11 protein-coding genes are annotated in these 15,637 nt (G+C 43.7%); 8 read left to right on the top strand and 3 right to left on the bottom strand.

Translation table 11 applies throughout. From position 1 onward, the window contains the following. The first annotated feature begins 179 nt into the window (after nt 1-179). The 3 genes from PSU72_RS05395 to PSU72_RS05385 are packed head-to-tail and all read left to right on the top strand — an operon-like array spanning nt 180 to nt 5,150. Entirely contained in the window at nt 180-2,648 is a 2,469-nt protein-coding gene (locus PSU72_RS05395; protein WP_300431301.1) for a cyclic nucleotide-binding domain-containing protein, read from the top strand. A gap of 9 nt (nt 2,649-2,657) precedes the next feature. Continuing rightward, nucleotides 2,658-3,488, top strand: a complete 831-nt coding sequence (locus tag PSU72_RS05390) for a hypothetical protein (RefSeq protein WP_300431300.1) — start codon at nt 2,658-2,660, stop codon at nt 3,486-3,488. Between the two features lie 3 nt (nt 3,489-3,491). After that, nucleotides 3,492-5,150 carry a cytochrome c3 family protein gene (locus PSU72_RS05385; RefSeq protein ID WP_300431299.1) on the top strand — a complete coding sequence of 553 codons (1,659 nt, stop codon included), beginning with the start codon at nt 3,492-3,494 and terminating at the stop codon, nt 5,148-5,150. A 110-nt stretch (nt 5,151-5,260) separates the two neighbouring features. Here PSU72_RS05385 and typA read toward each other — a convergent pair whose 3' ends face one another. Beyond that, entirely contained in the window at nt 5,261-7,069 is a 1,809-nt protein-coding gene (gene typA, locus PSU72_RS05380; protein WP_300431298.1) for a translational GTPase TypA, read from the bottom strand. Between the two features lie 458 nt (nt 7,070-7,527). Here typA and PSU72_RS05375 point away from each other — a divergent pair, with 458 nt between their 5' ends. The 3 genes from PSU72_RS05375 to PSU72_RS05365 are packed head-to-tail and all read left to right on the top strand — an operon-like array spanning nt 7,528 to nt 11,529. Further along, nucleotides 7,528-9,396 carry a DEAD/DEAH box helicase gene (locus tag PSU72_RS05375; protein ID WP_300431297.1) on the top strand — a complete coding sequence of 623 codons (1,869 nt, stop codon included), beginning with the start codon at nt 7,528-7,530 and terminating at the stop codon, nt 9,394-9,396. A gap of 39 nt (nt 9,397-9,435) precedes the next feature. Next, complete coding sequence (locus PSU72_RS05370; RefSeq protein WP_300431296.1) at nt 9,436-10,836, top strand: DEAD/DEAH box helicase; 1,401 nt, start codon at nt 9,436-9,438, stop codon at nt 10,834-10,836. Between the two features lie 9 nt (nt 10,837-10,845). Then, the gene (locus tag PSU72_RS05365) at nt 10,846-11,529 is read left to right on the top strand and encodes a YdcF family protein (RefSeq protein WP_300431295.1); all 684 of its coding nucleotides are present in this window, start codon (nt 10,846-10,848) and stop codon (nt 11,527-11,529) included. A 34-nt stretch (nt 11,530-11,563) separates the two neighbouring features. On the opposite strand, the gene PSU72_RS05360 is transcribed toward PSU72_RS05365, so the two are convergent. Together PSU72_RS05360 and pgl are read right to left on the bottom strand one after the other, a co-directional pair. After that, nucleotides 11,564-12,064, bottom strand: coding sequence for a PEP-CTERM sorting domain-containing protein (locus PSU72_RS05360; protein WP_300431294.1), 501 nt, complete (start codon nt 12,062-12,064; stop codon nt 11,564-11,566). A gap of 348 nt (nt 12,065-12,412) precedes the next feature. After that, the gene (gene pgl / locus PSU72_RS05355) at nt 12,413-13,099 is read right to left on the bottom strand and encodes a 6-phosphogluconolactonase (RefSeq protein WP_300431293.1); all 687 of its coding nucleotides are present in this window, start codon (nt 13,097-13,099) and stop codon (nt 12,413-12,415) included. Nucleotides 13,100-13,260: 161 nt separating this feature from the next. Here pgl and PSU72_RS05350 point away from each other — a divergent pair, with 161 nt between their 5' ends. Together PSU72_RS05350 and zwf are read left to right on the top strand one after the other, a co-directional pair. Further along, entirely contained in the window at nt 13,261-14,049 is a 789-nt protein-coding gene (locus PSU72_RS05350) for a dienelactone hydrolase family protein (protein ID WP_300431292.1), read from the top strand. A 77-nt stretch (nt 14,050-14,126) separates the two neighbouring features. After that, nucleotides 14,127-15,632, top strand: a complete 1,506-nt coding sequence (gene zwf / locus PSU72_RS05345) for a glucose-6-phosphate dehydrogenase (RefSeq protein WP_300431291.1) — start codon at nt 14,127-14,129, stop codon at nt 15,630-15,632. The last annotated feature ends 5 nt before the right edge of the window (nt 15,633-15,637 follow it).

Below are 15,637 nucleotides of genomic sequence, written 5' to 3'. Positions count from 1 at the left end.
ATGATAATTGCTTAATCGTTCGGTAGTTGATTTAAATAAATCATGTGAAAATTTCAGAATGGATTTGTCATAATCAAGCTAAGTTTCCGTACAATAGCGTATATCAGTCAGACGTACTCTAAGACTTTAATTTTGGTCGCCGCAAAATGCCAAAAAACGTAATTAGCAAGCAAGTCCCAATGTTAGAACATTTCAATACCGTTATTATCGGCTCTGGTCCTAGTGGTTTATCTGCGGCCGTGCGTGCTACTGAGCAGAAATTATCTTACTTACTGCTCGAAGCCGAACAAGAGCCAGCCAGTACTATCCGTAGTTATCTTCGTGGCAAACTCGTCATGTCTGAGCCGCGCGCCCTGCCTATTCGCAGCCCTTTACCGTTCACCGCTTCTTTGCGCGAAACTGTGCTGGATACTTGGGAAAAGACGATTATTGATTACAACTTAAATATTCGTTACGGTAGCAAAGTGACAGGCATACACCGCCGCGAAAAATGGCTGGAATTAGAACTCGCTGATGGTAGCCAAATCACTGCAGACCATGTGGTGCTTGCCATTGGTGTTCAAGGCAATTTACGTCAGTTACAAATTCCAGGTGGCGATGTGCCGCAGGTGCAATATCAGCTAGATGACCCGCAAGCTTATCAGGATGAAACCATCGTGGTCATTGGTGGTGGTGATAGTGGCGTGGAAAATGCGCTAGCACTGACTGGGCGCAACCAGATCATTATTCTCAACCGTGCTGACGACTTTAGTAATTGTAAGGAAAGCAACCTTAGCCAACTGACAGAAGCACGCAAAAGAGGCGCTTTAGATTGGTTATTGGAAACCCGACCGCAAGCGATTGAAGTCAATACCAAAGGCGAGTTTCCTATTACCGTGGTTGCCAATACGCCAAATGGCATTGAGCGAATTCCATGCCATCGCGTGATTGCTCGACTTGGCGCCCTACCCTCACGACCGCTGCTTGAAGGCTTTGGCGTAGGTTTTCCGACGGATGACCTTGCTGCATTGCCTTTATTATCATCGCATTATGAATCCAGCGTGCCAGGACTTTATATCATAGGCGCACTTGCTGGTTACCCGCTCATTAAGCAAGGGATTAATCAAGGCTATGAAGTCATTGAGTACATCTTAGGCAACCCAGTAGAACCTGCTGATACGGCTTTACTACGTGATAAGTTTGCAAGTTTTTGCAACGACCGTGGCGTAGATGATGTGTTGGAAAAAATACGCAAAAGCGTTCCACTATTAAAAATGTTAACGACCTTGCAGCTACGTGAGTTAGTACTGCAAAGCAATATCTTACAGCCCGAGCCTGGCGATATTATCTTTAAACGTAATGATTACAGCACTACTTTTTTCTTCATCATCGAAGGCGATTTAGATGTATTAATTGATGAAGATGATATACCAGACGCCACACTTACAACGGGTCAATTCTTTGGTGAAATGGCGCTGGTATCTGGTCGTCGCAGAGCGGGCACGGTGCGTGCGCGTACTAAATCCGTACTGATTGAAACGCCAAGACGCGTCATGCAAAAACTGGTTGATTCAGTGCAGTCGATGCGCCGCGTCCTCAACGAAGTGGCGATTAAGTGGGTCGTGCATGTGTGTATTGGCCTCACGCTTAGTGAGGAAGACCTGAATAATTTAGCCAGCCATGCCACGCTCAAAAGCTATGCCGCGGGTGAAGAGTTATTCCATGAAGGTGATCAGGCCGATGGACTCTATTTGATTCAAAGTGGCTCAGTCACTGTTTCGCGCATGATAGGTGGTCGCGAGGTTGTGCTTTTCTATGTAGCTGCGGGTAATTATGTAGGTGAAATGTCTTTAGTTTCGGGCGAGCCGCGTTACGCCACCGTACGAGCGGCGGTTGCGACGGAAGCGGTGTTAATTGACGCTGGTCGCATGAATGATATTATCGCGCGCAATCCAGAAATTCGCAGTGAGTTAGACGCACGCTATCTAAAACATTTGCAGGATCAGGAAAAACGCCAACAGCTTGAAACTACTGACAATCCGGGTTCATTAGGCAATCAATCAACACCTTCAAACCTCATCTCATTCCTGATTCAACAAGGTGTGGGTGAAGCGACTGACGTACTGCTGATAGATGAATCACTCTGTGTGCGTTGCAACTATTGTGAAGACGCCTGTGCTGATACTCATGGCGGCGCAACAAGGCTGGATCGAGATGCTGGGCCAATCTTTGCCAACATTCGCGTACCGACTTCATGTCGTCACTGTGAACATCCGCACTGTATGAAAGACTGTCCGCCTGACGCGATTCACCGTGCACCGCATGGCGAAGTTTATATTGATGATAGCTGTATTGGCTGCGGCAATTGCCAACAAAATTGCCCTTATGACGTCATTCAAATGGCAGTGATACAAGACCAGCCTGAACGTAGTATCTGGCAAATCTTACTGGGCATTCAGCCAAAAGCGTTACCTATCGTTGGCGGCTCTAAAGTAGCGGTTAAATGTGATATGTGCAAAGACATCAAAGAAGGCCCTGTATGTGTACGCGCCTGCCCAGTTGGCGCGGCGTTGCGCGTGAACCCAGAAGAGCTACTCAACTATGCAGGCGGCTCTAACACTGACAGCGTAACAAACGAAGTCTTTTTAACTGAATCTGACGGAAACTAGAGAAGCTCCATGCAGCGCGGCAATATTTTCGACTACAAAAACTATCGCTACTTTAAGCTAGCCATTATCGTCATCGCTATTGCGTTTACGGCGTATATGCTATTCGAACCCGCTGTTGGTTACTATGGTGGAAGCTGGCTGGGTTATGGTTTAGGCACAGTTTCTGCTGCTTTAGTGTTTTGGATGGCATGGTATGGTGTACGCAAGCGCCGTTATCGAAGCAGCGGTTCAACTCAAGGATGGTTATCCGCCCACATCTATTTAGGTACAGCACTCACAGTCACAGCCACACTACACAGTGGCTTTCATTTTGGCATCAATGTTCACAGTCTCGCTTATGGTTTATTGATTATTGTTGTTATTAGCGGTTTCTTTGGCAATTACGCTTACATGATTTACCCGCGATTAATGACCGAAAATATGGGAGAAGATAGCTTGGATGGCCTGTTACTGCGCATTGCAGAAACAGATAAGCTAGCCCGCCAGATTGCATTAGTCATGCCAGACGACATCAACTTCACAGTAGATCGCGCGTGCAGGGAAACCTATATCGGCACTGGCTTACTAGAGCAATTGAGAGGCTACCAACCCGATTGCCCAACCGCTGTTGCAGTTGAAAAACTGACCATACTTGGTAACCACCTAACTGGTGAGCAACGTAAGTTATACCGCGAGCTATATTCCATCATGGTGCGGCGACAATCTTTAGTGAAACGTGCCAGACAAGATTTAATGTACAGAGCCAGACTTGGCTTTTGGCTTTATTTCCATACACCATTTGCAGTTGCCTTATTAGCTGCCATGGTCGCGCATATTCTCGTTGTATTTCTTTATTGGTAAGTCATGATTAATTGCCTTTTAATCAAAATCTCACATAATAAGCGCGGCATGCCCGTGCGTAGTTATCGTACGCTAACAGCTGAAGAGTTATCGATTGGACGTGGTGCAGAATGTAGCATCCACCTACTCGACCCACGCATTTCCATGCACCACGCCATTATCAAACGCTTGGATGATGGGCAACTTCATTTGGTTGCAGTCAATGGTGAGCTTGAAGTAGATGGCGCAATACTGCCAAATATTGCACTTACACATGGCACGCAAGTCATGATTGGGCCGTTTCAGCTAAAGGTCGAGCCAGCTCCACCTGATGTGAATATTGCCGTGTCATTAACTTTAGTACATCTTTTGCCAGATGACTTTCAAGACTTAAAATCACGAACGCATGAGCCGCTGAGAGGCGCATCGGCCTTCAAAAAAAGATTAGCACTATCGCTAGTAGCATTTATTGCACTTATTTTTCTAGCATTACCGTTAGCACAGAATCTGATTCCTAGTCTCCATGCAACTATGGCAAAGCTACCTTTAGGTTTTGACCGCGCATGGAGTCCTGGACATATTTCAAACTCTCACTTGCACTTTGGTTCGCAATGTTCTAATTGCCATGAAGTATTAACGCAGCAAGTGACAGACAAAGCCTGCATAAAATGTCATCAAAACGTTGCACCACATATTGCCAATCCAAAGTTACAAGAGCGAGTATTTAATCACAACAAACTGTTCATGGATGGTATTCGCTGCGCTGAATGTCACCGTGAACACAAAGCTCCGTACCCACTGGCACGACAAGATAATAGTACCTGTGTTAGATGTCATGGCAATATTAAGGCGGTCGATAGCAACACCAAACTACCGAACATTCATGATTTCGATCGTGATCACCCTGTCTTTAAACTCACATTTTTAACAGGGGATAAACAAAAGAAAATTGAACGCATTCCACAAACTGACAAAGCACGGCTAGTCGAGCAATCAGGCCTCAAATTTCCGCACTCCCAGCATTTTGGTAAAGTACAAGGGCCAAATGGCGTTTGGGATGTACGCGAAATGACGTGCACCAATTGCCATCAACAAGAAGGCAAAGAGATGCGTTTCAAACCAGTTTCTTACAACCGCGATTGCGTGTCATGTCATGCGAACCAGCTGAAAATGGGCCCTCCAGAGGCCCTAGTCACTGTGCCCCATGGCTCAGAGCAAAACGTGATGAATGCCTTAAAGGTGCAGGCACCAAAACAAGTTGCGCACTATTCAGAATCTTTAAAAACCGACGGCTGCGCATATTGCCATGAAATCAATGATTTTAAAGCTGAAACTAAGGTTGTAACTAAGACTGAAGAAAAAGCTAACTCTATCGATTCTAAGGTTAAGACCAGTCCTGAGGATCGCTTGCCATGGCATGTAGCACCTTTAAATATCAACCAAGACTGGTTTAGCAAGGCGCACTTTAATCACGCTTCACATCAAACTCAAAAATGTCAGTCTTGCCATGCTGTAGAAGAATCAGACTCCAGTGCAGATGTCGCCATGCCTGACCGACAATCATGTTTACGCTGTCATTCAGGCAACAGCCCGAAACCTAAACGTATTGCGAGTAGCTGTATGTCTTGCCATGACTTTCACGACTCACACGTAATGCATGAATCTTTACCAGAACCAAAGTAAATCACCAAAATAAATCAATAGCTTAATAATCGCGGGCTATTGAACCGCCAAAGTTAAGACAACAAAAAACCCAGCACCAGGCTGGGTTTTCTTTAAAGCTAAGTTATAAACTAGGCTTTAATTGAACGTTTACGTTCGTGCTCTAACAAGTAACGTTTACGGATACGAATAGTTTTTGGTGTAATTTCCACTAATTCATCATCATCAATAAACTCAACTGCAGACTCCAATGACAACGCGATTGGCGTAATCAAGCGCACCGCTTCATCAGTACCTGATGAACGAATGTTAGTTAATTGCTTACCTTTAATTGGGTTAACAATCAAATCGTTATCACGACTGTGGATACCAATAATCATACCTTCGTACAATTTATCACCTGGAACTGTAAACATTTTACCGCGATCTTGTAACTTCCAAAGGGCATAAGCAACCGCTTCACCATTTTCAGCTGAAATCAATACACCGTTACGACGACCTGGCATGTCAGCTTTTACTGGTGCATAGTCATCGAACACATGTCCCATTAAGCCTGTACCGCGTGTCATTGTTAAAAACTCACCTTGGAAACCGATCAAACCACGTGCTGGAATACGGTACTCCAAACGCGTACGGCCGTTACCGTCTGATTCCATGTTTTGCATTTCACCACGACGACGACCTAACTCCTCCATCGCTGCACCTTGATGCTCATCTTCTACGTCAACCGTAAGAATTTCGTACGGCTCACATTTTTCGCCATTGATTTCACGGTAAACTACTTTTGGCTTACCTACAGCCATTTCGAAACCTTCACGACGCATATTTTCTAATAAGATCGTCAAGTGTAATTCACCACGACCTGAAACACGGAACACGTCTGCATCTTCAGTATCTTCAACACGTAAGGCAACGTTCACTAAAAGCTCTTTAGTTAAACGGTCACGAATTTGACGTGAAGTCACGAACTTACCTTCTGTACCTGCTAATGGTGAAGTATTCACCATAAAGTCCATCGTCAAGGTTGGCTCATCCACACCTAAATGTGGCAAGCCTTTTGGATTTTCACGATCACACACAGTGAAACCAATACCAATATCATCTAAACCAGAAATAATCACAATATCGCCAGCTTCAGCTTCTTCAACTGCAACACGCTCTAAACCACGGAAACCAAGTACTTGATTGATTTTACCTACAGCGATTTGTTTATCTTCATTCATTACTGTTACGGCTTGGCCTGGCTTGATTTTACCGTTAGTGATACGACCAACGCCTAAACGACCAGTGTAAGTAGAGTAATCTAATGCTGAAATTTGTAATTGAAGCGGCGCGCTGCTATCACCTTCTGGTGGCGCTACGTGGCTTAAAATCGTTTCAAACAGCGCACGCATATTGTCGCTTGGTGTTTTCATGTCCAACATGGCGTAGCCATTGATTGCTGACGCGTAAACAACTGGGAAATCTAACTGCTCATCAGTAGCGCCTAAGTTAGCGAACAAATCAAACGTTTGGTTCACAACCCAATCAGTACGCGCACCTGGACGGTCTACCTTATTAATGACCACGATTGGTTTTAAACCAAGCGCTAAAGCTTTTTTCGTTACAAAACGTGTTTGCGGCATTGGGCCTTCAACAGCATCCACTAATAGAACAACGCCGTCCACCATACCTAATACGCGCTCAACCTCACCACCGAAGTCAGCATGGCCTGGGGTATCTACCACGTTAATATGTGTACCTTCATAGTTTAAGGCAGTGTTTTTAGCCAAAATGGTAATGCCGCGTTCTTTTTCAATATCGCCACTATCCATAACACGTTCAGACACAACTTGGTGTCCTGTAAACGTACCTGCTTGATGTAAAAGTTTATCAACCATAGTCGTTTTACCATGGTCAACGTGGGCGATAATTGCGATATTTCTTAAATTACGAGACATGAATTGCTACCAGTTCTATTGAAAGGCGGCGATTTTAACACAATAAATGCCTATTTCCTTTTACTAATGCAATTATTATTTGACATTCTGTTTTAAATGGTTATACTGCGCGCTTCATTCGCATTACGGCAATTTGTAATGCTTGAATCATTGCCCTGACCCTTCTGTTGCTCGTGAAATATTGAAGCAACTATTCAAAAGGTTAAATTCGCAAGTTTGAATTTAATTTTTACTGGTTAGCGGCTGTGCCCGTGCGCTGGTAAAGATTATATTAGCTTGTTTAATATTAAGTTAAAACAAAATGTCGTTCACTCGGCTTTAAGTAATTAATTTAACTAAACCAAATATTCTCTGCGTTTATATTGCTCTTGAACATATGCTCAACTAACCGCATGTGTTCAAATGATATGCCCGTTTTTACTAAGCGCCCTTTTGTTTTTTTATTGAAAGGGACTACTTTGTCTTTTGAATCACTAAATCTTGATAATGCCTTACTTCGTGCTATTGAAGAATCTGGCTACACCACACCAACCGCTATCCAAGCACAAGCCATTCCAGTTGTGACTGCAGGCCACGATTTGATGGCTTCTGCCCAAACGGGTACAGGTAAAACTGCAGCATTTATGTTGCCAGCGCTAAACTTATTAGCCACTCCACACGAATTAAAAAGCCGCGGTCCACGCATTTTGGTACTTGTACCTACACGCGAACTTGCAACACAAGTAAACGAAGCTGCGCGTAAATACGGTAAATTCATCCGCGCACGTACAGTAAGTATCGTCGGCGGCATGCCTTACCCATTACAAAACAAATTACTATCACAACCATTAGATATTCTAGTAGCAACGCCTGGCCGTTTACTAGATCACATGGAACGTGGCCGTATTGATTTGTCTCGTTTACAAATGTTGATTTTAGATGAAGCTGACCGTATGTTAGACATGGGCTTCTTACCTGATGTTGAGCGTATCTGTGAGCAACTATCTGCTGAGCGTCAAACACTATTGTTCTCTGCAACATTAGATGGCGACATTGCACGCGTAGCTAAACAAATTCTTAAAAATCCAAAAACAATTCAAGTGGCTGGTCAAAAAGAAAAACATGCCAACATCGAGCAACGTTTGCACTATGTTGATGACATGACACATAAAAACAAATTGCTTGAGCATTTGTTGATTGCACCTGAAGTAAACCAAGTGATTATTTTCACCAGCACTAAACGCCATTGCGACGTGTTAGCTGAAGATTTATATGCTGCTGGTCACAAAACAGCGGCTTTACATGGCGACATGACTCAAGGTGCGCGTAACCGTACATTGACTAAATTGCGTCAAGGCGATGTAAAAGTATTAGTGGCGACTGATGTTGCTGCGCGCGGTATCGATATTAATGGTATCAGCCACGTGATTAATTACGACTTACCAAAATTTGCTGAAGACTATGTGCATCGTATTGGTCGTACTGGCCGCGCTGGTAAAACTGGTATTGCGATTTCTTTTGCATCAAATATGGATCGTCATATCTTACGTAAAATTGAGCAATTCACTGGTAACCGTATGGAACCAGGCGTGGTTGAAGGTTTTGAGCCAAAACGTGCCATGAAAATGGACGGTCCAGGTAATGGTCGTGGTGATCGTGGCGATATTCGCCGTGATGCACATAAACCAGGTGGTCGTGGTGGCTTTAAACCACGTGATGACCGCGGTGGTAATGATAGAGGTGGTTTTAACAACCGTAATAGCGAACCACGTGGTGACCGTAACAGTAGTTTCCAACCGCGCGATGGCGCTAGCTTTAACCGCGACACTGCTGTCCGTGATGAAAATCGTGGCAACCGTGATTCAGCTCCGCGTGAGTCAAACGGCAACTCAGCTAGACCTGAATTCAACCGTTCAGAAAGACCTTCTGGCGACCGTCCACGTAGCTTTGGTGATCGTAACTCAAGTGGCGATCGTAGCCGTAGCGAACGCCCAAGCGGTGACCGCAGCTTTGGTGACCGTGCAAGTGCTGGCGCACCAAACCGCAGCTTTGGCGACAGCGTAGCTTTCGGCAAAAAACCTTTCTCACGTGATGGCGCAAGCGCTCCACGCAGCGAAGGCAACCGTGGTGACCGTGACAGCCGTGGTAACCGTCCTGATGCAAATCGTGGCGATAACCGTGTTTTAGGCGCTCGTTATGAAGGCCGTAATGACGCACCTCGTGGTGATCGCTCTAGCGCTCCTTCACGTGACAGTCGTCCAGCTCGCCCAAACAGCGATTCACGTAGCTTCGGCAACGCGAATGCTGGTGGTAGCGGTGCTCCACGTCGCCCACGTAGCTTCGCTTAAGTTATTTGACGTAAACATTAATTGAACAGTACCCAACAAATGACAGAAACAGTAATTTTAGACAACCTCGCTTTTACAGATTTAGGTTTAGCGCCAGAATTACTTAAAGCGCTCACTGAATCTGGTTACACCAAACCTACGCCAATTCAAGCACAGGCAATTCCTGTTGCTTTGGCGGGGGGCGATTTAATGGCGGGCGCACAAACCGGTACAGGTAAAACTGCCGCCTTTGCTCTGCCTGTATTACAAAAATTACTGCCTCTGGCAAGCGCAAGTGCTTCTCCTGCAAAACACCCAGTCCGCGCGTTGATTTTAACGCCAACGCGTGAACTGGCGATTCAGGTTGAGGAAAGTGTCAAAGCGTACGCAAAACATACGCCATTACGCTCACTTGTGGTTTATGGCGGTGTTGACATCAAAACCCAAACGCCACACCTTAAAACGGGTGTAGAAGTTTTGGTCGCGACGCCTGGCCGTTTGTTGGATCATATTGAGCAAAAAACTATTCAACTGAATCAAGTGCAAATATTAGTACTTGATGAAGCCGATAGAATGTTAGACATGGGCTTTATGCCTGATTTAAAAAGAATTTTGGCGTTGCTACCTAAGCAGCGTCAAAATTTAATGTTTTCTGCAACGTTTTCAAACGATATTAAAAAGTTAGCCGATGAGTTTTTAACTAAACCTCAGTTGATTGAAGTGGCGCGCAGCAATGCGACCAACGATAACGTGACGCAAAAAGTCTACGAAGTCGCACAAAGTGATAAAGAGACGCTTTTAATACAACTATTAAAAGCCGCTAATGCAAGTCAGGTGATTATATTCACCAAAACCAAAATTACCGCCAGCCGCCTAAGCCGTAGCTTAGCGCGTGAAGGCATTGCCGCTGATGCGATTCATGGCGACAAAACACAACAAGAACGCATTAAAGCCTTAGATGGGTTTAAGGCTGGGACAATCACTGCACTAGTTGCGACTGATGTTGCTGCTCGTGGTTTAGATATTAGCGAATTACCAATGGTGATTAACTATGAAATTCCAAGTGCGCCCGAAGATTACGTACACCGTATTGGCCGTACAGGTCGCGCTGGTGCTTTAGGCATCGCGATTTCTTTTGTAAGCCCAGAAGAAGATAAGTACATCGTTGAAATCGAAAAGTTGATTAAACGCCAAATTCCAAAAGAAACTGTCGCGCTAGAAAAGCCAAGCAGTAAAGCACGTTCAACTAGTAATAAAGAGTCGAGCTACAAGTCAAATCATGCCCAAGATGCAAGTGCTACTAAGCGCATGCCGCCTAAAAAGAAAAGCAGCGATCCTTGGTTTGACAAGCCTTATGAAGCTTCAACTGCACCATCTAATGCAACCCTTACCGTTAAACCTATTCTCGGTAATAAGACACCTGTTGCAGCACTGCTAGGCGGATTAAGATTAAATAAGTAGTTTGCAGCAATGTCCAAGCTATCAAAATTTCTTCGGAATACTTTGACGAGTTTGGGCATATTGTTACGATTAAGTTTTTTACCTCTCTGGCTGCGCAAATTATTACATCTAAGTGCCTTAGCTGGCACAGTAGTTTACTTAAGCATTCTCATCACTATTGGCAGCTATGCCAAGCAACTCATCAACCATCCACCCACACAACAAGCTGATGCCGCGCTCATTCTAGGCAATCGCGCTTATTTACATGGCAAACCTAACCCTTGCCTCACTGGTCGTGTAGATGAAGGGCTGCTATTAGCACAGCAAGGCTTAGTAAGCACATTATTAATGACTGGTGGTTTAGACTATGAAGATCAGCGAATAGAAGCAGTGACTATGGAAGCACACGCAAGAAACAAAGGCTTTGGAGGAGAAATATTATTGGAATCCCGCTCTAGCTCGACATTAGAAAATCTGACATTTTCCCGACCTATTTTAGAGGCTATGGACATCCAAAATATCATTATCACCTCTGAACCCTACCATATGTGGCGCGTAAAAAAGTTAGTAGAAGCAGGTCATTTAGGTCGAGAAATCAATGTGAATTACGCTGCCGCACCAACTCAGTGTTGGGTTAGCTGGGGCATGGCATTCAAGGGAGCGCTGCGCGAACCACTGGCGATTATTAACAACTATGCTAAAGGCTACTTCTAGCGCCCTAGCTAAAAGTCTTTCAATTCAACTTAAGTTAATTAGTGCGTCTACGCGCAACAAATGCCATCAATATAAGACCAGCAAACATCATGCTATAGGTTTCTGGTTCAGGACCAACTTCAATATTTCGATTAACAGACGATACTGCATCATTAACAAAGTTACCTTTACCGAATGAAGATGCTTTGGAAATGGTACTTAAAAACGCTTCATGACCGCGGTCGTATCCTAACTGTAATGAGTCTGTATCCTGTGAATCATCACTCTGTAGAAAGCCACTAAAATATCCCGCATCTAGCGTCCAGTTTTTTGTATATTCAAGCAGAGTGATGGCATTGTTAACGTTTAAACCACTGTCCGCCAGTCTCGTATTTGCATAGTCATTTGCAAAAGAGATGAAAGTATTTGCTCCAGAAAAAACATCACTAGGGGCAGAGGCGATGTTTACAACTTGATTTTGATGTGCTTCTGCAACTGCGGATAGGCTTAATGCCACGAATAAGGTCGAGTAGATAGATAGAAACTTAATTCGCATAGGGTTACTCCATAATATTTAAGATAAAACCCCTAATGTGTTTATATCTTTAGATATTCGAAGTAATTTTTTGTTAATGCATAACTAAAATAAACCCGACACTAAATGATACAAACGATGTTGGCTTGTTTTTATTGAATATATTCAAATTTTTTATATTCATTTATGCCATTAACACGAAAAGTACCATAAATTCATGCTGGTTATCAAGAAATTTTTAACTAAATCCTAAAAATAATACAAAAAACATGTTACAAATTGTTACACAAACCCTCATTCTAAGCCATACTTACGTTAAAATAACTTAACCGCCTCAATTTACCCATATTTATACAAATATTTTGTATATTATTGCACTTTTACTTCAAAACAATAAACATCAACACCATTTGCTGGTGCAATTAAAGTAGCAGGAATCTTGACGCCTTTACGCCAATTATCCACAGCTTCTTGCTTACCAGCGCCTGTCACCATGAATATCACTTCATGGGTATTATTTAAGCGATTTTGGCTGACAGTAACGCGCTCGGCTGGAGGTTTGGGCGAATTAAATACTGGCACTGCATCGGCACTATTATCCACTTCATGGTTTGGGAATAATGAAGCTGTATGGCCATCTTCGCCCAAACCTAATAACACCATATCGAAAGATGGCGCCCCAGCCAGAGTTTCAGCATAGGCTTTTGCACCTTCAACAGGACCCAACTCCGCAGGGATATCATGAACTTGTTGCGCAGGAATATTTACGTGGTTAAGCCAAACCTGATTGGCCATCAAACTGTTTCGATCTTCATGATCAATTGGCAAGCAACGTTCATCACCATGGTATATATGCCATTTTGACCAATCCATAGGCAAGTCACGCAATACGCTATAAATTGCTTTAGGTGTATTCCCACCAGCCAAGATGATTGAAAATCTGCCGCGTTTAGCAATGGCCTCATTCGCACTATTTACAATAGCTTCACAAATAGCGTGTCTTAGTGACTCTATACTTTCGAAGGATTTCCATCTATCGGTACTTTTTTCCTGCATTATTGCTCATTTCAATATCAAAAATTAATCAGACCGAATTGGACACGAAATCAAGAAAATTGTCATGCTTTTTATACTTTTTCTATCAAATCACTGTATGAATTTGCCTGCTTGCTTTATCATATATGGCTATTGTAGATAGCTTCTATTTGGAACAGACAATGTTAATTAAAGACAGTGAAGTTGTTGACCTTAATACACCAACAGGTGAAATGCGCGCGCATATTTTCCGCCCTGCCGCGCCAGGTAAATACCCTGCCATTTTGATGTTTTCTGAAATTTTCCAAGTGACTGCGCCTATTCGGCGCACAGCAGCTATGCTGGCTGGTCACGGCTTTGTTGTTGCGTGTCCTGAAATCTATCATGAATTTGAACCGCTAGGCACGGTACTCGCTTACGATGAGGCAGGCACGACACGTGGCAATGAACTTAAAACCACAAAACTTGTAGATGCTTACGATAGTGACGCTAAAGCGGTATTAGACTATCTAAAATCACGTAGTGACTGCACAGGCCGTTTAGGCGTGATGGGTATCTGCATAGGTGGTCATCTTGCTTTTCGCGCTGCAATGAATCCAGAAGTACGGGCTGCTGTATGTTTCTACGCAACTGACATACACAAAAAGTCCTTAGGCCTAGGCAAAAACGATAACTCATTAGAGCGTGCTGGCGAAATTAAAGGTGAGCTGTTACATATCTGGGGACGCCAAGACCCGCATGTACCGCTAGAAGGACGCAATATGGTGAAAGCACGCCTCGATGAAGTTGGCACACGCTACACATGGCATGAGTTTAATGGCCAACATGCTTTTATGCGCGATGAAGGTCATCGTTACGACCCCGCTCTGTCACGTTTAAGCTGGGATTTATTGCTTGAACTGTTCAATCGCCGCTTAGGCTGGGGTGACTTGGATATGGAGTCAGACAGCTCGGTAGAAGCGCGCCATTAGAAATAATCCGTTTCAATAAATATACATATTAAATTACACACTTTTTTTAAAATCCAATTTAAGGTTTTTCTCACATCATGGTTAAAAAAATAGATCCTTGTACGCTGGTATTGTTTGGCGCTAGCGGCAACCTATCCCGAGTCAAATTAATGCCTGGCCTGTTTCGCTTAGATGCAGCTGGTCGCTTGCCAGAAAACATGGCAATCCTTTCGGTAGGCCGCAGTGAAGTGTCGCGTGACGACTGGCTAGCGGACATCAAGGGCATGCTAGATGCCAAATTTAAAAATGGTTACGATCAAAAAGTGTTTGAACGCTTTATCGCACGTAATCATTACTTTGCTAATGCGTCTGACGATCCTAATGCTTACAAAAAAATGAGCGCTACTTTAGGTGATGCTAAAATATTTCCTCAAAACTTTGCTTACTTTCTATCAGTACGCCCTACTGACTTTGCACCAGTTGTTGAACAACTTTCAGAAGTAGGCTTGCTAGATGAGAGTCAATACTGGCGTCGTGTATTGATTGAAAAACCATTTGGCACAGACCTAACTAGTGCACAAGACTTGCAAGTTAGGCTCACTAAGCATCTTAAAGAGAGTCAAATCTACCGCATTGACCATTACTTAGGTAAATCTGCGGTACAAGGCATTATGCTCACGCGTTTTGCCAACGCCATATTTGAGCCACTATGGAACAAAGAGCATATCGACCACGTACAAATCACCAATAATGAAACTTTAGGTGTTGGCGAACGTACTACCTTTTATGATGCCACAGGTGCATTGCGCGATATGATGCAAAGTCACTTATTGCAAACATTAGCACTCACAGCAATGGAGAAACCAAAGGACTTACAGCCAGAGAGCATTCGTGCTGAAAAAGTTAAGTTGCTTCAGTCGATTCGCCCAGTTGATGTCAGCAACATTAATAAACAAGCGTTCCGCGCACAATATAAAGCTGGACGCGTATGTGCTGCCGATGGTCATGGTGAAAACGTACAAGGTTATTTAGAAGAACTTAAACGTGATGGCGTAGATTCAAGCATTACTGAAACCTATGCTGCCGTGAAACTATTCATTGATAATCCTCGCTGGCAAGGTGTGCCATTCTACGTACGCACAGCTAAACGCATGCATGAAGGTAACACCGCGATTTCTATCCGCTTCAAAAAATCACCGATGCAATTAGTCGATGGTCAACACCAAAACTGGTTAACCATCAATATTCAGCCACGTGAATGCATCAAACTAGAAATCGAATCAAAAATTCCAGGTTTAGATATTGCAACACGTACTTTAAGCATAGATGCGCCTCAACGCCAAAAAGAAGATGAAACCATCGATTCTTATGAAACATTGATGCTAAATCTAATGGAAGGCGATCCGTCACAATATCTTCACATCAGTGAAGTTGAAGCGCAATGGCGTTTAGTTGACCCAATCGTTAAAGCTTGGGCTGCAGACAATACGCCATTACACCAATACACCGCGGGCAACCGCGATCCTGAAGAGTCAAGCGTGATTTTTGAAACAAAAGATCAATTTTGGCGCTATAGCATTGAATTAGGTGGCGATAAGCACTAATAATT

It is taken from the genome of Methylotenera sp., assembly GCF_029945535.1.
In the GTDB taxonomy this organism is placed as follows: domain Bacteria; phylum Pseudomonadota; class Gammaproteobacteria; order Burkholderiales; family Methylophilaceae; genus Methylotenera.
The sequence above is the reverse complement of the archived record's forward strand: the minus strand, read 5'-3'. Positions and strand labels throughout refer to the sequence as shown.